At 53.2% G+C, this 17,247-nt stretch carries 17 protein-coding genes; 7 read left to right on the top strand and 10 right to left on the bottom strand.

Going from position 1 to position 17,247, the window contains the following annotated elements; all coding sequences use genetic code 11:
- The first annotated feature begins 69 nt into the window (after positions 1–69).
- From CSTAT_RS05400 to CSTAT_RS05380, 5 genes are all read left to right on the top strand, one after another.
- Positions 70–1,023: an alpha/beta hydrolase gene (locus tag CSTAT_RS05400; RefSeq protein ID WP_075722738.1), complete on the top strand. Its 954-nt coding sequence runs from the start codon at positions 70–72 to the stop codon at positions 1,021–1,023.
- Between the two features lie 15 nt (positions 1,024–1,038).
- Positions 1,039–2,406 (top strand): mycothione reductase, encoded by a 1,368-nt coding sequence (mtr, locus tag CSTAT_RS05395; RefSeq protein WP_075722737.1) that lies wholly within the window; start codon positions 1,039–1,041, stop codon positions 2,404–2,406.
- A 65-nt stretch (positions 2,407–2,471) separates the two neighbouring features.
- Positions 2,472–3,347, top strand: a complete 876-nt coding sequence (locus CSTAT_RS05390; RefSeq protein WP_075722736.1) for a GDSL-type esterase/lipase family protein — start codon at positions 2,472–2,474, stop codon at positions 3,345–3,347.
- A gap of 347 nt (positions 3,348–3,694) precedes the next feature.
- On the top strand, positions 3,695–4,054 hold the full coding sequence (locus CSTAT_RS05385; protein WP_075722735.1) for a hypothetical protein: 360 nt from the start codon (positions 3,695–3,697) through the stop codon (positions 4,052–4,054).
- A gap of 42 nt (positions 4,055–4,096) precedes the next feature.
- The gene (locus CSTAT_RS05380) at positions 4,097–4,528 is read left to right on the top strand and encodes a hypothetical protein (protein ID WP_075722734.1); all 432 of its coding nucleotides are present in this window, start codon (positions 4,097–4,099) and stop codon (positions 4,526–4,528) included.
- Between the two features lie 67 nt (positions 4,529–4,595).
- On the opposite strand, the gene map is transcribed toward CSTAT_RS05380, so the two are convergent.
- From map to dxr, 5 genes are read right to left on the bottom strand one after another with little or no spacing between them, the layout of a single operon-like run.
- Positions 4,596–5,459 carry a type I methionyl aminopeptidase gene (gene map / locus CSTAT_RS05375; protein WP_066793364.1) on the bottom strand — a complete coding sequence of 288 codons (864 nt, stop codon included), beginning with the start codon at positions 5,457–5,459 and terminating at the stop codon, positions 4,596–4,598.
- A gap of 29 nt (positions 5,460–5,488) precedes the next feature.
- The gene (locus CSTAT_RS05370) at positions 5,489–7,300 is read right to left on the bottom strand and encodes a penicillin-binding transpeptidase domain-containing protein (RefSeq protein WP_075722733.1); all 1,812 of its coding nucleotides are present in this window, start codon (positions 7,298–7,300) and stop codon (positions 5,489–5,491) included.
- Between the two features lie 55 nt (positions 7,301–7,355).
- The gene (ispG, locus tag CSTAT_RS05365; protein WP_066793359.1) at positions 7,356–8,513 is read right to left on the bottom strand and encodes a flavodoxin-dependent (E)-4-hydroxy-3-methylbut-2-enyl-diphosphate synthase; all 1,158 of its coding nucleotides are present in this window, start codon (positions 8,511–8,513) and stop codon (positions 7,356–7,358) included.
- Positions 8,514–8,564: 51 nt separating this feature from the next.
- Positions 8,565–9,770, bottom strand: a complete 1,206-nt coding sequence (locus CSTAT_RS05360) for a M50 family metallopeptidase (RefSeq protein ID WP_075722732.1) — start codon at positions 9,768–9,770, stop codon at positions 8,565–8,567.
- A 22-nt stretch (positions 9,771–9,792) separates the two neighbouring features.
- Positions 9,793–10,941: a 1-deoxy-D-xylulose-5-phosphate reductoisomerase gene (gene dxr / locus CSTAT_RS05355; protein WP_075722731.1), complete on the bottom strand. Its 1,149-nt coding sequence runs from the start codon at positions 10,939–10,941 to the stop codon at positions 9,793–9,795.
- A gap of 115 nt (positions 10,942–11,056) precedes the next feature.
- Between dxr and CSTAT_RS05350 the strand changes: the two genes are divergently transcribed.
- Positions 11,057–11,497, top strand: a complete 441-nt coding sequence (locus CSTAT_RS05350) for a DUF2631 domain-containing protein (RefSeq protein ID WP_066793350.1) — start codon at positions 11,057–11,059, stop codon at positions 11,495–11,497.
- A 519-nt stretch (positions 11,498–12,016) separates the two neighbouring features.
- On the opposite strand, the gene CSTAT_RS05345 is transcribed toward CSTAT_RS05350, so the two are convergent.
- The 3 genes from CSTAT_RS05345 to rlmN are packed head-to-tail and all read right to left on the bottom strand — an operon-like array spanning position 12,017 to position 15,323.
- On the bottom strand, positions 12,017–13,480 hold the full coding sequence (locus CSTAT_RS05345) for an ABC transporter permease (RefSeq protein WP_066793346.1): 1,464 nt from the start codon (positions 13,478–13,480) through the stop codon (positions 12,017–12,019).
- Positions 13,480–14,229, bottom strand: a complete 750-nt coding sequence (locus CSTAT_RS05340; RefSeq protein ID WP_075722730.1) for an ABC transporter ATP-binding protein — start codon at positions 14,227–14,229, stop codon at positions 13,480–13,482. The genes CSTAT_RS05345 and CSTAT_RS05340 overlap by 1 nt, the downstream gene beginning before the upstream one ends.
- Complete coding sequence (gene rlmN, locus CSTAT_RS05335; protein ID WP_066793340.1) at positions 14,229–15,323, bottom strand: dual-specificity RNA methyltransferase RlmN; 1,095 nt, start codon at positions 15,321–15,323, stop codon at positions 14,229–14,231. Before rlmN ends, CSTAT_RS05340 begins: the two co-directional genes overlap by 1 nt.
- Before the next feature lie 90 nt (positions 15,324–15,413).
- Between rlmN and CSTAT_RS05330 the strand changes: the two genes are divergently transcribed.
- Entirely contained in the window at positions 15,414–15,776 is a 363-nt protein-coding gene (locus CSTAT_RS05330) for a LapA family protein (RefSeq protein ID WP_075722729.1), read from the top strand.
- Here CSTAT_RS05330 and CSTAT_RS05325 read toward each other — a convergent pair.
- Together CSTAT_RS05325 and frr are read right to left on the bottom strand one after the other, a co-directional pair.
- The gene (locus CSTAT_RS05325; protein WP_066793334.1) at positions 15,754–16,596 is read right to left on the bottom strand and encodes a phosphatidate cytidylyltransferase; all 843 of its coding nucleotides are present in this window, start codon (positions 16,594–16,596) and stop codon (positions 15,754–15,756) included. The genes CSTAT_RS05330 and CSTAT_RS05325 overlap by 23 nt on opposite strands.
- Before the next feature lie 72 nt (positions 16,597–16,668).
- A complete protein-coding gene (gene frr / locus CSTAT_RS05320; protein ID WP_066793331.1) occupies positions 16,669–17,226 on the bottom strand; it encodes a ribosome recycling factor in 558 nt (185 codons plus the stop codon).
- Positions 17,227–17,247 lie beyond the last annotated feature (21 nt).

The raw sequence follows: 17,247 nt of genomic DNA, 5'->3' as shown, positions 1-17,247 counted from the left end.
CCTAAGGGTGCCTAAAAGTAGATTCAGCCTAGGCAACACGATGAATTCAGATTCGTTATATTTGTGTTTATGGAACAACTACACAATTGGCGGCCCGATACCTTGGGAGAAGACTTTGAAGCTCTTACACTTCCCTTGGGCAAAGATCCAGACGGTTCCGGGGACGTCCAGGCTGTACTGGTTCGCTATCAGCCAGAACCGATAGCCGGCCGTCCGGCGCTATTGTGGGTTCATGGAATGACCGATTATTTCTTCCAGGCGCACGTTGCGCAGCATTTCCACGAGCAAGGTTATGCCTTTTACGCTGTCGATCTGCGTAAAAGCGGCCGCGCTCACCAGGACGGCGAGCTATGGCACTATGCCTCAAACTTCGAGTATTACTTTGAAGACCTTGACGCCGCCTTGGGCGTCATCGAAAAGCAGCACCCAAGCGTGGTACCCCTCGCCCACTCCACTGCTGGGCTCATCGTATCGATGTGGCTTAACCAATCACCCAGTAAGAAAATCCCCGCCCTAGTTCTCAATAGTCCTTGGTTAGATTTGATGTACTTCAACCACTGGCAAGTGGGCATCCTGCGCCGGGTAGTCAATGTTGTCGGCAAAATTTTCCCCCGCCTCGCGGTGCCCGGCGGTGGACTAAAATCCTATGGTCAATCCATCCATGCCGACTGGAACTATGACATGACTTTCAAACCCTTAGGTGGGCACTTGAAATATTTAGGATGGCTGCGCGCTGTACTAAACGGACAACACCTCGTCCACACTGACCGCATCGATGTCGGAGTGCCCACATTGGTGATGACATCATCACGCTCGCATCTGAACCAGCCTTATACCGCGGAAACGGATACGGCCGACGCGGTGCTGGATGTACAGCAGATTCAACACTGGGCACCACACCTCGGCAAAGATGTTGACGTGTACACTATTTTGGGAGCGCGGCACGACGTATTCTTATCCCTTCCTCACGCGCGTGAGGAAGCATTCGACATAACCGCAAAATTTCTACAAGAACACATTTAAGAATTAAGGACAACAATGACGCACTATGACTTGATCATCGTCGGAGCCGGTTCGGGCAACTCTATCCCCACCCCAGAGCATGACGATATCTCCATCGCCATTATCGAAAAAGGCAAATTCGGCGGCACGTGCATGAATGTCGGCTGCATCCCTACCAAGATGTATGTTTATGCCGCTGATGTGGCTTATCAAACCACGCATTCGCAAAAATTAGGGCTCACTGGTGAGATAACCAACGTCGACTGGGATTCTATCGTCGATCGAGTCTTTACCAACCGCATCGATAAAATCGCAGAAGGTGGCGAAGCTTATCGCCGCGGTGATGAAACTCCGAATATTACTGTCTACGACCAGCATGCAGAATTCATTGGGCCGAAAACCATCAAAACTGGTGATGATGTTATTACTGGCGATGAAATCATCATTGCGACTGGCTCTCGCCCACACGTTCCTTCTGCGATTACTAATTCCGGCGCCACCTATCACACCAATGAAACCATCATGCGCCTGCCGAAGCAGCCACGCAGCCTGATTATCGTCGGCGGTGGGTTCATCGCGATGGAATTCGCGCATGTTTTTGATGGCCTGGGTACCGAAGTCACCGTGGTCAACCGCTCCGAAACCTTACTGCGCTTCCTCGATACGGATCTGTCTGCACGCTTTAATAAGCAAGCGCGCGAGCGCTTCAACGTTATTACCCACGTCAATGTCCGCGACTTGGAAGATACCGCCACCGGCGTTAAAGCGACGTTGGACAACGGTGTCGAATTAGAAGCAGACGCGATCCTCGTTGCAACCGGTCGCATTCCCAATGGCGACCAGATGAATTTGGATGCCGCAGGAGTTGAAATGCACGAGGATGGCCGTGTCAAGGTCGATGACTATGGCCGCACCACCGCGCAAGGCATTTGGGCGCTTGGCGATGTTTCCTCACCGCACATGCTCAAGCACGTCGCCAATGCAGAGACCAAGGCAGTTCGTCACAACATGCTAAATCCTGATGATATGGTGCCGATGCCGCATGAGAATGTCCCTGCGGCTGTCTTTACGCACCCACAAATTGCGACCGTTGGCCTTACCGAAGAAGAAGCCCGCGAGCAAAATTTCGACATCACCGTCAAGGTTCAAAATTACGGCGATGTTGCTTATGGCTGGGCTATGGAAGATACCGACGGTATTTGCAAACTCATCGCTGATAAAAAGACCGGAAAACTCCTCGGTGCTCACTACTACGGCCCGCAGGCATCCACACTTATCCAGCAGATGATTACTGTCATGGCTTTTGATATTGACGTGCGTGACTTCGCTCAAAAGCAGTACTGGATTCACCCAGCTTTGCCTGAGGTCACCGAAAACGCTCTCTTGGGCCTCGACTTCAGCTAGAGGCTCACACCATGTGGTAATTTGACAGGGTTCAGTAATCATTCGCTACGAAAGCCCTGTCAATAATGAAAAAGTTCCTCGGCGTAGTTGCCACAACCGTTGCTGCTTTGGCCTTATCTACAACTGCTGCCAACGCGGCTCCTGCAGGCAACGTGGTAATGTTCGGTGATTCCTTCTTCGCCAACCCCACCTACGCACAGGTAGGCGGCATCCAGGCCGCGCCAGGTTCGAGTGACATTTTCTACCAGGGCCAGCCGGGTTCCCCTTCCCCACAAGGCTGCCCACAGGGGCAATCCAATATTGGCAATGAGCTCAAGAAGTTCGGCCACGACGTCGTCAATATGGCGTGCTCTTCGGCAAAAGCCGGTGGCACCTCCAAGCGCAGCAACATGCAGTCGCAGGTTAGCCACGCGCTAAACCGCAACACGCTCAACGCCAACACTGACAGCGTGCTCATCCAGTTCGGCGCTAACGACGCCCCGAGCCTCATCACTGACAATCCTGTCACTGGGGCCAGCTCTGACGCTATCCTCGGCGAGGATTACTTCAAGGGCATGCGCGAAAACATCAGCCGCATTAAGCGCGCTGCACCTAACGCAAAAATCACGGTAGTTTCCTACCCCGCGGTGTCCGCCCCCAACGGCGCGCTGTGCCCAGTTCGTACCCAAGGCTTTGGCTCTGGCTTTAACCTAGATTTCCTCTCGGTTGCACATAACACCGAGAAATTCATCAACAGCAACATGTACCGTGCTGCACGCGCTAATAACGTAAACTTCTACAACCTCAACGCTGCGACGAAGTACAACAACATGTGTGCGAATAACTCCCAGCGCTATGTGGCTGGACTAGTAGAAACTGGGGTTCCTCACAACCTCAGCACCCACATCACCCACAAGGGCAACCGGGAGATCGCACGGATGCTCAATAACTCTGCAATGTAGATACGCACCTCTCCCGGTAGTATTTTCACAACCGTCGACTCCCTTGTGGGAATAATCACATTGCTCGTCTTTCTGAGTACTCAATTATTTCAACGTGGCAATAACCTGAACTTTTACTGATATTTTGCGGCGGAGAATAATCTACATCCCCCACAATTCTTGAATATAAACTCGAATTTCCGTTATACCTCTGCGAACAACAAGGTTATTCGTTAGAGTTCGTTTGTGACACCGGATACTGCCGCTTCCCCGGCGTCCGCGTGTATCTGGAAAACCTCTGGATTTCCAATAACACAATCGTCTTCACCTGGAGACTCTGCCAGTACGAATCCTAAGGATAAATTCACATGCGTATCCGCAACGCTGCTATCGCCGGCGCAACTGCAATCGCTGTTGCTTTCGGTGGAACCACCATCGCTTCCGCCGAAGAAGGGGACACCTCCTCGTTGTCGTCCGAGTCCGGAACCGCCGATTCTGCTCCTACCCTATCTTCGAAGATCGCCGATTCACCTGTGGTAGACCGCGGCGAGGGCAACGATAAGAACACCCAGTTCACCGGCCAAGACATTTTCGGCTCTTCAAAGAATTTCGATAACGTCCCAGATTGGGCCCAGGGCTTTTACGCTTTGACTGTCCTTGCATCCATCGGTTCTATTATTGGACTCATTGTTGGCCCATTGGCTAACTACATCAAGTTCATTCAGTAAACCGCAGCTTCAAACAAAATCACGTCGAAAGGCTCCATTCTAATGCGTAAATTCCGCACCGCTGCCGTTACTGCAGTTACCACAGTTGCGCTCTCTTTCACAGGTCTCACCGCTGCTTCCGCGGAGGAACCCGACCACCAGAACTCCAACTCTTCCTTCGTTGAGGGCTCTTCCGTTCTATCCTCCGATCGCGCCCAAGAGGTTCTATCCTCTGATAACTCTGAACAATTCCCCACCCTCTCCTCGAAGTTTGGTGAATTGATGAACGCCGGTGAAGACGTATCTGGCACCGAGTTCCTTGGCAGTGCAAAGGGCAACCAGGAGGATAACGGCGACATCACCAACCCAGGTTGGTCGCGAATCTGGCGTGATGGCACCGTTGTTGCCGCTATCGGAACTGCCCTAGGTGGCGTAATCGCTGCATACAACTACGGTGTATACAACGGCTACTTCCCACACTTCATTCAGTTCTAGAAGTTAGAATAAAAAAGTCGCAGTCACACCAGGTGCTGGCTGCGACTTTTGCATTTCAAGCGCGGAATTAATCAGGCAGGGTCAAGATCTCATTACCGTCTTCGGTAATGACGATGGTGTGCTCAAACTGCGCGGTAAATTTGCCGTCGCGGTTTTGCACGGTCCAGTCATCTGGCCAAATATCGTATTCCAAAGAGCCGAGATTCAACATGGGCTCAATAGTCAAGGTCATACCTGGCTCCAACACGTTGCGGTAAGCCGTGGAGTCATAATGCAAGACGACAAGCCCGTTGTGGAAAGTAGGGCCGACGCCGTGGCCGGTAAAGTCACGGACCACGTTGTAGCCAAAGCGGTTGGCATAAGACTCAATAACCCGGCCGATGACGTTAATTTCGCGCCCCGGCTTTGCCACCTTAATGCCACGCATCATCGCTTCCTTAGTACGCTCCACCAGCAGGCGGTGCTCTTCTGAAACGTCGCCCGCCAAGAAGGTTGCGTTGGTATCGCCGTGCACGCCATTTTTATACGCCGTGACGTCAATGTTAACGATATCGCCTTCTTGAATAACGGTGCTATCGGGAATGCCGTGGCAAATAATCTCATTCAAAGACACGCAGGTGGACTTGGTAAAGCCCAGGTATCCCAGCGTTGACGGATATGCGCCATGATCACACATGTACTCGTGTGCCACGCGGTCTACTTCGTCGGTAGTAACACCAGGTGCTACCACTGCACCTGCCTCCTTCAGAGCATTCGCTGCAATCTTGGAAGCCTCGCGCATTGCTTCAATAGTTTCAGGGGTTTGCACAAAAGGCTCACCCATCGCTTCTTGCACAGTGTCTTTCCAGACATATTCTGGACGTTCAATGTGGTCAGGAACCTTGCGGACAGGGGTTGGCTTTCCAGGCTTTAGTTTTTCACGAGTACTCATGCCCTACATCGTAGTACCGCTAGAAGAAACTATTCGCGTTGGGGTTCAGCTCGGTTCTTATCCAGGTTTTGGAAGAAAGAATCCGTAATCGCCACGGAAGTCTCGGAGCCGCCGCCCAAGACCACCAAGGTGGCAAAAGCAATATCATCATCAGAGCGATAACCGGTAAACCACGCGTGTGAGCCATTATTGATTTCGGCCTCACCTGTCTTGCCGAAAATTTCCCCCGATGCCTGCATGCCCGCAGCCGTACCGGAAGTCACCGTTTGCCGCATCATCGCGCGCAGCTCATTAATCACGTGCTCTGAGGGTGGCTCAACAGTTTCCGAAACTTTAGTCTCCTCAGTCGACACCAACGTCGGAACAGGGGTTCGGCCATTAGCCACCGTCGCAGATACCAAAGCCATGCCAAAGGGCGATGCGAGATCGTAGCCCTGTCCATAGCCAGCCTCGGTGCGCTCCAGTGGAGTCTCCCCTTCTGGCACGCTTCCTGTCATCGTGGTCAGCCCTGGAATCTCATAATCGATACCCAGCCCAAATTGCTTACCTTCATTAGCCAACTCGCCAGGCTCTAATTTCGTAGACATATCGGCAAAAGTGGTGTTGCAAGAACTCGCAAAAGCATCGATAAGCGGCACATCGCCCTTAGAAAAAGCATTGTAGTTCGTCACGATGCGCCCGTAGATATCCATCGTTCCCGGGCACGGAACAATCGAACCGCTGTTTAGCCCTTGCTTATCGACGCCCGCTGCTGCCGTAATAATCTTAAACACCGATCCTGGCGGATACTGCCCGCTCAACGCAACGTCGCCATCGCGATCTGCTGCTTCAGTCTGGGCGACAGCCAGGATTTCGCCTGACGATGGCCTAATGGCCACCATCATTGTTTGCGAATCCGCGCGCAAATTCACAGCCTCTTCGGCCGCCCGTTGTACGTCGTAGTCAATGCTCACGCGCACAGCCGGCGAGGGATCAGGCGCATGCTCTAGGACTTGGGTAAAGGACGCGCCTTCATCATTGACGACATCCACGGACCAGCCATTCGTGCCATTGACGTCATCAGAGACCAAGTTGGATACTCGTGACATTAAATCTCGCGCAAAACCTTCATCACGTAGAACCAGCGCTGGTTCTTCATTGATACGCACCTGCCGGTCATCGGTAAAACGCGCTTGAAGCTTCTTACCAACGTTTTCATCATAAAGTCCGACAGAGAAGTTGCCGTCGACTTCGCGCATCTGGCTAGCAAGGTCATCGGCATCGGGAGCTTTCCCGCCTGCTTCCGCAATCGCACCGGCTATCTTGCCTGCAAACGCGCGCACGCTTTCCACTTGGCTCATATCCGCCACAACACGGTACTGCAGCCCTGGGCGCATTAATTCCACGCCATCGGAGCTAATTACGCTCGCACGCTCAGCAGGAATAGAACGTAGTTCCAAGTGCTGATTGGCACCCAATTGCGGGTGCACCAAACTAGGTTGCCAACGCCCCGTCCATTCTTCATTGGCCTTTGTTAACACCATGGAGGTGTCATAGGACAATTCACGATCACGGGGCAGATCCCAGGTGATGGTGTAATTCGCTGTCGCCCGGGATTCATCTTGGTCAATCCCATGGAGTTCGACCTCGACGCTTTCTGCTTGCAGACCTTCGTAGGTCGACGAGAAAACATCATCTACTTCGGCGGATTTATCAAAGTATTCGCCTAAAGGTTCACCGGACTCCATCGCTTCAATGATGGAGTCAACGGTGGGGTCAGCAGTAACCGGTTTAGGGGTACACGCTACGGCTGTGCCCGCAGCAAATGTTACTGCGCACAGCAGCGATACCGACCGTTTCATGAGTCAGAATCCTAGCAGCGAGGTCGCAATTTTTGCTGACCAACACAACTATTTTCTAGCGCGTTACGCGAACTTGCGCTTTCGTGCCTTCGACAGCTTCGAGGCCTTGCTCTTCAGCGATGCGCATCGCTTCTTCGATAAGGGTTTCCACGATCTTCGCCTCAGGAACAGTCTTGATAACTTCGCCCTTGACGAAGATTTGTCCCTTGCCATTGCCTGAAGCAACACCCAAGTCAGCATCACGAGCTTCACCTGGACCGTTAACAACACAGCCCATCACGGCAACGCGCAGTGGGAATTCCATGCCGTCGAGACCAGCGGTGACTTCCTCAGCCAACTTATAAACGTCCACCTGTGCACGACCACAGGATGGGCAAGACACAATTTCCAGCTTGCGTGGACGCAGGTTCAGCGACTGGAGAATCTGGTCTCCAACCTTGATTTCCTCAACCGGGTCAGCAGACAGTGACACACGAATGGTGTCGCCAATGCCCTGAGAAAGCAGCGCGCCGAAAGCAACAGAGGACTTGATGGTGCCCATAAACTTCGGGCCCGCCTCGGTCACACCCAAGTGCAGTGGATAATCAGTCTGTTCTGCGAGCTGACGGTACGCTTCCACCATCAACACAGGATCCGAGTGCTTCACGGAAATAGCAATATCGCCGTAACCGTATTCTTCGAACAGGCCTGCTTCCCAGATTGCCGACTCAACCAGGGCCTCTGGGGTTGCCTTGCCATACTTTTCCAAAAGGCGCTTATCCAAAGAGCCACCGTTAACACCGATACGGATTGGAATTCCCGCATCGCCAGCAGCCTTAGCAACTTCCTTCACGCGGCCATCAAATTCCTTGATGTTGCCGGGATTCACGCGAACCGCGGCGCAGCCAGCATCAATCGCAGAGAAGATGTACTTCGGCTGGAAGTGAATATCTGCAATAACAGGAATTGGGGACTTCTTAGCAATCGCCGGCAGTGCTTCTGCATCAACAGTCTTCGGGCAAGCTACCCGCACCATGTCGCAACCTGCAGTTGCTAACTGAGCAATCTGCTGCAGGGTGGAGTTAACATCGTGTGTCTTCGTAGTAGTCATTGACTGAACGGAGATTGGATGGTCAGACCCCACACCGACATCCCCAACGAAAAGCTGACGAGTCTTCCGACGCTCAGCCAAAGTCGGTGGAGGCCCCTCTGGGATACCTAGACCAATAGTCATTTACGCTCCTTGTTTTCATGGGGTTTGATTCCCCTACTTTAGCACCGGTTTCTAGCCGAGCAATTTAATGGGATTGACAAAGTCAGCCACGATGATTACCGCAGCGACTGACATCAAAGCTGCAGCAATTACGTAGGTTACTGGCATTAATTTTGTATAGTCCGCGGGGCCAGCTGGAGCCTTGCTTTGAATTTTCCGGAAGAAATCCCGGATTTTTTCATAAATAACTACCGCGATATGACCTCCATCAAATGGCGGCAGCGGTATGAGATTAAACAGAGCGAGGAAGTAATTCAGCGATGCCAGCATCATAAAGAACGCCGCCCACAGATTCGCTTCAACTAATTCGCCGCCGACGCGCGATGCACCAACCACCGACATGGGGCCTTCCACATCGCGTTCTGCACCGAAAATCGATGCGACCACGCCAGGAATCTTCGATGGGAACTCCGCAATCCCGTGCACCGTGGCATCGAGCATGTACATGGAATAGCTCCAGGTCGCAGGAAACGCGCTGATAAAGCCATGCTTTTCGATGATATCCAGGGGTTTCTGCGCCAAACCAATGGCGCCAGCTTCCACCATTTCTCCGCCAACAATGCGCTGTACAGAGTCCAAAGTTACTGGAAGCTCAAGGACTTGCGCACCTCGCTCCACCCCGATTGTGACTGTTTCGCCTGGGCGTACCAGAACTTCTTCGCGCAGCTGCTCAAAAGTGGCAACTTCTTGACCATTAAGGGTCAAGATTCTATCGCCGACTTCAATGCCGGCTGCTTCCCCTGCGCCGAGACCGGAGCACTCACCAAGCTCGCCGTTGTCCAATTGATCCGCTGAACACGTCACCTCATCAACTACGGGACGCACATCCGCATTGGGATTGGCTAAACCGGCAGTTTGCGCAACCACAAACAAAATCAAGAAGCCCAGAATCAGGTTGACCGCCACACCGCCTGAGAGCACGATAATGCGCTGCCACCACGGCTTTTTATACATGACATAAGGACGTTCTTCTTCAGTGATGAAGTCATCGTGCGCAGTCATGCCCGCGATATCGCAAAATCCGCCAAGCGGTAATGCCGCAACACCGTACTCGGTCTTATTCTTTTTGAAACTCCACAGCGTCGGCCCGAAGCCGATGAAGAATCGGCGCACACGCATGCCAAATGCTCGCGCTGTAAGCATGTGGCCTGCCTCGTGCAATGCAACCGTGAGACAGATACCGAGGGCAAAGAGCACAATGCCCAAGAGATTCGTCATGAAAACCTTCTACTTAAATTGTTTAGCGAGATGACCAAGCGGACAGCACGTCGTGCGCACGCTTTCGTGCTTCAGCTTCGACCTCAAGCACATCCTCGACGCTTGAGGGTACACCAGCAAACGCGGAGGCAGAATCCACAACTTCGGTAACGCAATCAACGATCTGCGGGAACTTAATCTTCCCAGCCAAAAACGCAGCCGCGGCTTCTTCATTCACGGCGTTATAAACCGCGGGCAAAGACCCCTTCCCTGCAACCTCGGCTGCAAGGTCAACCGCAGAAAATGCTTCACCGACCGGCTCAAACTGCCATTGGAAGGACTGCGTAAAGTCCAGGGCCGGCTGCGCATCAGCGACACGATGTGGCCAATCCAACGCCAGCGAAATTGGCAGCTTCATCGAAGGTGGTGAGGCCTGCGCAATCGTCGAGCCATCCACGAACGTTGCCATCGAGTGGATGATGGACTGTGGGTGCACGGTGACATCGATAAGCGAAGCATCAACATCGAAAAGCAAAGTGGCTTCTATGAGCTCAAGGCCCTTATTTACCAAAGTTGCCGAGTTCAACGTGTTCATCTGCCCCATTGACCACGTCGGGTGCGCGGCGGCCTGCTGCGGAGTAACCTCCCACATCTGCTCACGTGTCCAACCCCGAAATGGCCCACCAGAGGCAGTCAGCACCAATCGCGCCAACTCCCCGCGCTCACCGGAGCGCAAACACTGCGCCATCGCCGAATGCTCCGAGTCAACCGGAATCAACTGCCCCGGCCTGACCTTATCCATCACGATAGCCCCGCCCGCTACCAGCGACTCCTTATTGGCCAGCGCAAGAATCTCCCCAGCCTCAATTGTTGCCAGCGTCGATTCCAAGCCCATGGAGCCCACTAGCGCATTGAGCACGGTATCCGCCTCAATCTCGCGAACCAACTTCGCTGCCGAATCAACGACTGCCCCGCCGAGTTCCTGCGCAACCTTCTCCGCGGCTTGAGGGTTAGCCACCGCGACCTGGTGCGCAGAAAGCTTAAATGCTCGCGCCTGCTCCACCACCAAAGCAGGGTCAGAACCGCCCGCTGCAATGCCTACGACCTCGAATTTATCGGGATTGGCGCTAATTACTTCAAGCGCTTGCGTTCCAATGGAGCCAGTTGAGCCAAGAATCAAAATACGTTTCACTCACCCCACCTTAGTCAATCTTAAGAATTATTCGGGGGTGGATTATCACAACTACATGGTTGATGGACTAAGGTTAGGATGAGAATTGTGGCTTTGACAGAACTAAGGAGAGCACGTGTCTTCTCACAACAAGGCGCCAGAGGTATACGACGGCGTGTCTACCATTGACGTCCCTTCTGCTGGCTTCGGCTGGTCCCGCACCCCACGCACGGGTACCCAGATCGCTGGTTGGGTAACAGTACTTATCCTGCTGGGCTTTAACTTCGGTAACCACACCGGTCACGTTGAAACCATCTGGCTCTTCACTCTGGCTGCCCTTGTCGCTATTGGCTTGCTCATTCACGCATTCCAGCCGAAGCTCTCCCAGGTACGCACCCTGACCGGCCACAACAAGCCTGAAGGCCACGTAGAACCAGACTGGAACTACAACCAGAAGACTTTGAGCGGCGACTACTCATCACTATCCGACGCCGAGCTACGCGCTATCAACATTGACCCTGCCCTCGTTGAGCACCTGCGCGAAAAGCCTGCTTCGAAGCAAGCTCTGGAGAGGTAATTAGTAATCCCCTGCCGCTTCCGTTCAATCGGAAGCGGTTTTCTTTGCCCACTCGATCGAACAAAGATTCGGGAAAGTATCATCCGCCTTATTGTCTTAGCATGCAGCAGTAGTCGGACTAGACGGCACGTGCCGCTGGCTTGCCGTTATATCTCAGCACACCACAGCCAGACAGACCATCGCCGTAACCACAGCGACGGGGGCCCAACGTCAGCACGAAATATCGCCAGCTTGTGCCAACACCAACACAATGTGAAGACGGACCGTCGTGCTTTCTACATCATGGATCCCTTACCCGCGAGATCTTTTGGCTACCTAGTGCCAGTTCATGGGAGGCCACGACGCCAAACGGCCCCACGTGCGATGCCAAGACGCGGTGGGCACAGACGGTGGCTCAAGCCAAAAACTCTCGTCGACGCAATGCACGTGCTTTCGCGCAGATATTGACTGATGTTGACTAGGTTGCGAAAAAGTTACCGAGGAGGTTCTTCAGGGGTTCGACGATGAAGAACCTCCCTTTTAATTAACCCAGGAGCCTGCTTTCGCGTAGACCTTCGGCATACGCGAGGCCGCATTCTTGGTCACCAGAGCAATAACGCCACCGTAAATTGCAGCTGGAACGATCAGCGCGATAGCTATGCCCAAAACTTGATATCCAAGGAAGAACAGTACCACACCAGGTGCAACAGGAATCCAGCCTAAGAACATAAGCGCAAAGACGGCGATAAAGGCGGCACCCGAATAGCCGGATTTGTCTGCCCATGGACTAGTTCCGGGAGGTGCAACCGGATAAGGGTTAAATGCAGTAAGGAGTAACGAAAGTGCGGCTGAGACCATCAACACGCCGATACTGACGAAACAGACCATCATGGTGACGCTCGTGATTCCGTGAATCACCAAAATGATGATTGCAAAAACTACGGTGACCAAGGCAGAAAGGCACATGTGTGCCCAGTGCCGCGCGAGTAGAAGCCGCGAAGTTGGCACCGGCGCAACCATCTTTACCCACATTGCCGGCCCGTCGTAGCCGAAGTCATTAACAGCAATGGAGCCCGCAAGAAGCGCACTCATGACCACTGCGATGTAGGAAATCTCCGCAATTCCCTGCGCGGTTGATTGCACCATCAAAACAATAACCACAATCGGAAGGACCAACACTGACAGCAGAAGTCGGTTATCACGGAATACGTAGCGCAGACTGCGCGCAAATTCGATACCAGTTGGCGTATGTGGCACAAACGGCAAAGTTAAATCTGACTTGTCGTGGTCTTTGACGCGCGCAGGTGCTTCCTCGATATCGCGCCACCACAGCCACACCCCCAGGGCCAGGGTTGCAACAGCAATGAGCAGCTTGACGATGCTCCCTGTCGCCCACCCAGTTGCCGCCGCAAACGGGGTCCATGCTGAGATCTCGCCGACCTCATCGAGTGGGAGGTCCATCGCTGCGGAGTTGGTGATGTTGACGGCGAAAAATATTACGGCGATAACTCCGATACCGCCGATAAGGCCAAGAACTTCCTTACGTGATTTGCCGATCTTCGCGATGACATCCATGTACACAATCGTGGTGGCTGCTGCGATAACAGAGCCAATGATAAACATAATGCCTTGGACAAGAGGAAGCTGAGTAAAGGCGAAGCCCGCCCAAATAATGGTGAAAAATATCGTCAGCATCGCGCGCGAGGTCCACAAAGAAGAAAGCGCCATCGCAGGCTTTAAGTTGTCTATCGGAAGCGTACGGAAAGTTTCCTGCGTAATTTGTTGCTCATTGGCAGGCATCGCCATCGCCAAAATCAACATCGCGGCCATGCCGAAGGCAACGGGTGCATGTAGCGCCTCAGGAGAGTTGACTTCGAAAGCCATAGACAAGACGCTAAGAAGTCCGTAGACCAAAATCATGCCGCCTGCGACGAGCACCGTCGGGTTGGATTTGATGGTGCGCCACCACAGCGTGCGGTGGAGTTTAAATAGCGTGGAGGTCATTAGTTCCCCCGCAGCCAAGTAAAGGTTGAGTCGTCGAATTTGGCACCGCCGGCGTACTCGACGAAGACATCGGTAAGCGATTTGCCCTGGCGTACTTCATCAAGCGGGCCATCTACTGCGACTTGCCCATTGTTGATGAGAGCTACGTGGTCACACAGTCCCTCGACCAGCTCCATGACGTGAGAGGAAAGAATGACGGTTCCGCCGCGTGCTGCATAGCTGCGCAAAAGCTGCTGCACCATGCGAGAAGAAACTGGGTCGACTGCCTCAAGAGGTTCGTCGAGGATGAGGACTTCCGGATCATGCAAAATTGCGCCGGCAAGCAGAATCTTCTTAGTCATACCGGCGGAATAGTCCCCGATGTATTTCGTCGCAGCATCGGCAAGCCCAAGCGCTGAAAGTAATTCCCTGCTGCGTTCTTGGACTTCTTCCTCGGCCATGCTGCGCAGTGCGCCAAGGTATTGCAGGTATTCAGCACCAGAGAGCTTTTCAAAGACCGGTGCCCCATCCATTAAAAGGCCCATAGCCTTCTTGGACTCTAAGGTTCCGGTTTCATGCCCCGCGATCCACGCGGTACCTGCATCGGGCTTGGTAATTCCACAGACCATGGTCAAGGTCGTGGTTTTACCTGCTCCATTCGGACCGACGATGCCATAAATTGAGCCATAAGGAATGCTCAAATTGAGATTGTCTACAGCGATCTTGTCGCCGTATTTCTTGGTGAGGCCTTCGATCCGAAGTGCGTCCATTATTGCCTTTCTTCAGCGGCGAGCTGTCCACACGCTGCGGCAATCTCCTGTCCCTTAGTGTCGCGGACGGTGCATGGCACACCTTGAGCAATTACCCTGCGAACAAACTCTTCCTGACGATCTTTTGGTGAAGCGTCCCACTCGGACCCAGGAGTTGGGTTCAGCGGAATCAAGTTGACGTGGACTTTCGAGCCTAGTGCCTTGTGCAACTTTTCGCCAAGCATATCTGCGCGGAAATCCTGATCGTTTTTGTCGCGGATGAGCGCATACTCGATGGAGACACGACGCGAAGTCTTGTCTACGTAGTAGCGGGCTGCATCCAGAATCTCTTCAACATCCCAGCGTTGGTTTACCGGAACGAGCTCGTTACGGAACTCATCGTCAGGCGTGTGCAGGGAAATCGCGAGGGTGCATGACAGGCCTTCATCGGCAAGCTTGCGAACTGCTGGTGCCAGGCCAACCGTGGAGATGGTGATGTTGCGCATTGACATCCCAAATCCATCAGGGTCAGTAAATTGCTTCACAGCATGCACAACGCGCTTGTAGTTAGCCAGCGGCTCGCCCATGCCCATGAACACGACGTTGCTCAAACGGCTGCCTTCAGCCTCCATGGTCTTCGACGCGTTGCGGAGCTGCTCGACGATCTCTGCGGTAGAAAGGTTGCGGTCCAGGCCGCCCTGACCCGTTGCGCAGAAAGGACATGCCATGCCGCAGCCAGCCTGGGAAGAGATACACAGCGTTGCGCGACCAGGGTAACGCATGAGTACGGATTCCAGCAGGGTGCCATCGTGCAGACGCCACAGGGACTTGGTGGTCTCTCCGTCGTCGGTGGAAAAGCCGCGGATCTGGGTCATCAGCGGTGGGAAGAATTTCTCCTGGATGTCCTTGCGCGCGGACTCTGGGATATCGGTCATCTCTTCCACATCCACGGTGTGGTGGACGTAGTAGTGCTTAGCCAACTGCTTAGCACGGAATTTTGGCAGACCCAGCTCAGCTAGGATTTCAATGCGCTCTGCCTGGGTGTAGTCAGCGAAGTGCTTCGGAGGAAGCCCGCGACGGGGTTTTGTAAAATTTAATTCAATTGGTTGCGCCATATCCGACATCTTCGCATGATTTAGCCTATTTCTCCCAATTTTGGGCGGGTTGAGTGGGCAAAACCGATTTCAGGCGATTTAATGAGGAGTATGACTACGCCTAATGAAGAATTCGAATACACCGAAATTGAATCTGCAACTGGGGAAACGGCCCCCGTACAACCTACCTCGGTAGAGCCAACCCCCGCGCAGCCTACAAAGGTCAAAGGTTCTATTGCGGCGTCTACATGGATTGCGCTTATTATCGGTTTCCTGCTTCTGATCTTGTTGATTGTGTTCATTCTGCAAAATCAGCAGTCGGTAGAGCTAAACATCTTCGCATGGTCCGGAGCATTCCCCGCCGGAATCGCATTCTTACTCTTTGCTATTGGCGGAGCACTATTTATGGCTCTTATTGGCGTCTGGCGCATGCTGGAGTTGCGCCGCCAAATCAAACGCCTAGGAAAGAAATAGCCACCCAGGTAACCATCGCGGCTGGCAACATACCATCGAGGCGGTCCATCAGACCGCCGTGGCCAGGCAAGATATTCGACATATCTTTAATGCCCAGTTCGCGTTTGAATTGAGACTCCACCAAGTCTCCGAGGCTCGCGCATACCACCAGGCCAAGGCCCATGATCGCGCCAACCCAGGCTTCGCGTTCGAGTAAGAAGTGAATGCTGAGCGCACCGGTGACCATGCCAAATACAATAGAGCCGGCGAAACCTTCCCAGGATTTCTTCGGACTAACCGCTGGTGCCATCGGGTGCGAACCAAACATAACACCGGTGATATAGCCACCAGTATCAGATGCGACGACGCAGAGCATAAACACCAAGATGGTCGCAGCACCCTGCGACGTGGCAGATAGCATCGCCGCAAAAGAGCCAAACATCGGAATCCAGGTCAGGACAAAGACGCCGACTGACATATCCCGCTGGTAGTTGATCGGCGGGCGATGCCTACCGTTGTGAAAGAGCCTGCCAAACATCAGCGCTAAGACTGAAATGACGTAGACCGCCATGAGACCTTTAGTTTCCAAAGGCCAGGAGCTCCACACCATTGCCTGACCGCCGAGGATCATCAAGGTGCGTGGAAGGTGATAAGAGTGCTCACGCAGGCGTGTCAGCACTTCCCACATGGCAACTGCTACTGCTGCCGCCACGACGATGTACCACGCTAGCTGGCCAGCCCACATCGCAAAGATTACGAGTGCACCTAACCCAATACCAACGCCAATAGCCACCGGAAGATTACGCCCGGCACTATTTTTCGGTTTTGGCACAGTTTTCATCGTCGCCCTTCGTCAATATGAAAAGTGCTGCCGCTTCAACGGCAGCACCTGGGAACAGAATCTTAAGGAAGATTAAACTTCCATCAACTCAGCTTCCTTATTGGCAACGAGCTTATCGACCTGCTCGATGTAGTTATGGGTAATCTTTTCCATTTCCTTTTCAGCTGCAGCGATTTCGTCTTCGCCAGCGTCGCCATCTTTTTGCAGCTTCTTAAGCTGTTCCATGGCCTTACGACGAATATTGCGGATAGCAATCTTGCCGTCTTCGCCCTTGGACTTCGCAACCTTGACTAGGTCACGACGACGCTCTTCAGTCAACTGTGGAATGGTAACGCGCAGAACCTGACCATCATTGGTTGGGTTAACACCTAGGTCGGAGTTACGGATGGCGTTTTCGATCTCGCCCATCATGGACTGCTCATAAGGCTTGATGAGCAGCATGCGTGGCTCTGGAACGCTGATGGAAGACATCTGCGTGATCGGAGTTGGAACACCGTAGTATTCGGCAACGACACCGTTGAACATAGACGGGTTAGCGCGTCCGGTGCGGATAGTCACCAGTTCTTCACGGGTGTGCTCCACCGAGTTAGCCATGCGCTCTTCTGATTCCAGCTGAATTTCATCAATCATGATGTGATCTCCTTATTAATT

It is taken from the genome of Corynebacterium stationis, from assembly GCF_001941345.1.
GTDB lineage: Bacteria > Actinomycetota > Actinomycetes > Mycobacteriales > Mycobacteriaceae > Corynebacterium > Corynebacterium stationis.
This window is presented reverse-complemented; position numbering and strand designations above follow the sequence as displayed.

Coding starts and splice junctions, on each gene's coding strand:
- CSTAT_RS05325 (WP_066793334.1), bottom strand. CDS start 16,596: ATGAAAACTGTGCCAAAACCGAAAAATAGTGCCGGGCGTAATCTTCCG.
- CSTAT_RS05380 (WP_075722734.1), top strand. CDS start 4,097: ATGCGTAAATTCCGCACCGCTGCCGTTACTGCAGTTACCACAGTTGCG.
- CSTAT_RS05340 (WP_075722730.1), bottom strand. CDS start 14,229: ATGGACGCACTTCGGATCGAAGGCCTCACCAAGAAATACGGCGACAAG.
- CSTAT_RS05400 (WP_075722738.1), top strand. CDS start 70: ATGGAACAACTACACAATTGGCGGCCCGATACCTTGGGAGAAGACTTT.
- map (WP_066793364.1), bottom strand. CDS start 5,459: ATGAGTACTCGTGAAAAACTAAAGCCTGGAAAGCCAACCCCTGTCCGC.
- CSTAT_RS05330 (WP_075722729.1), top strand. CDS start 15,414: ATGACTACGCCTAATGAAGAATTCGAATACACCGAAATTGAATCTGCA.
- ispG (WP_066793359.1), bottom strand. CDS start 8,513: ATGACTATTGGTCTAGGTATCCCAGAGGGGCCTCCACCGACTTTGGCT.
- CSTAT_RS05345 (WP_066793346.1), bottom strand. CDS start 13,480: ATGACCTCCACGCTATTTAAACTCCACCGCACGCTGTGGTGGCGCACC.
- CSTAT_RS05360 (WP_075722732.1), bottom strand. CDS start 9,770: ATGACGAATCTCTTGGGCATTGTGCTCTTTGCCCTCGGTATCTGTCTC.
- CSTAT_RS05390 (WP_075722736.1), top strand. CDS start 2,472: ATGAAAAAGTTCCTCGGCGTAGTTGCCACAACCGTTGCTGCTTTGGCC.
- CSTAT_RS05385 (WP_075722735.1), top strand. CDS start 3,695: ATGCGTATCCGCAACGCTGCTATCGCCGGCGCAACTGCAATCGCTGTT.
- CSTAT_RS05370 (WP_075722733.1), bottom strand. CDS start 7,300: ATGAAACGGTCGGTATCGCTGCTGTGCGCAGTAACATTTGCTGCGGGC.
- rlmN (WP_066793340.1), bottom strand. CDS start 15,323: ATGGCGCAACCAATTGAATTAAATTTTACAAAACCCCGTCGCGGGCTT.
- frr (WP_066793331.1), bottom strand. CDS start 17,226: ATGATTGATGAAATTCAGCTGGAATCAGAAGAGCGCATGGCTAACTCG.
- mtr (WP_075722737.1), top strand. CDS start 1,039: ATGACGCACTATGACTTGATCATCGTCGGAGCCGGTTCGGGCAACTCT.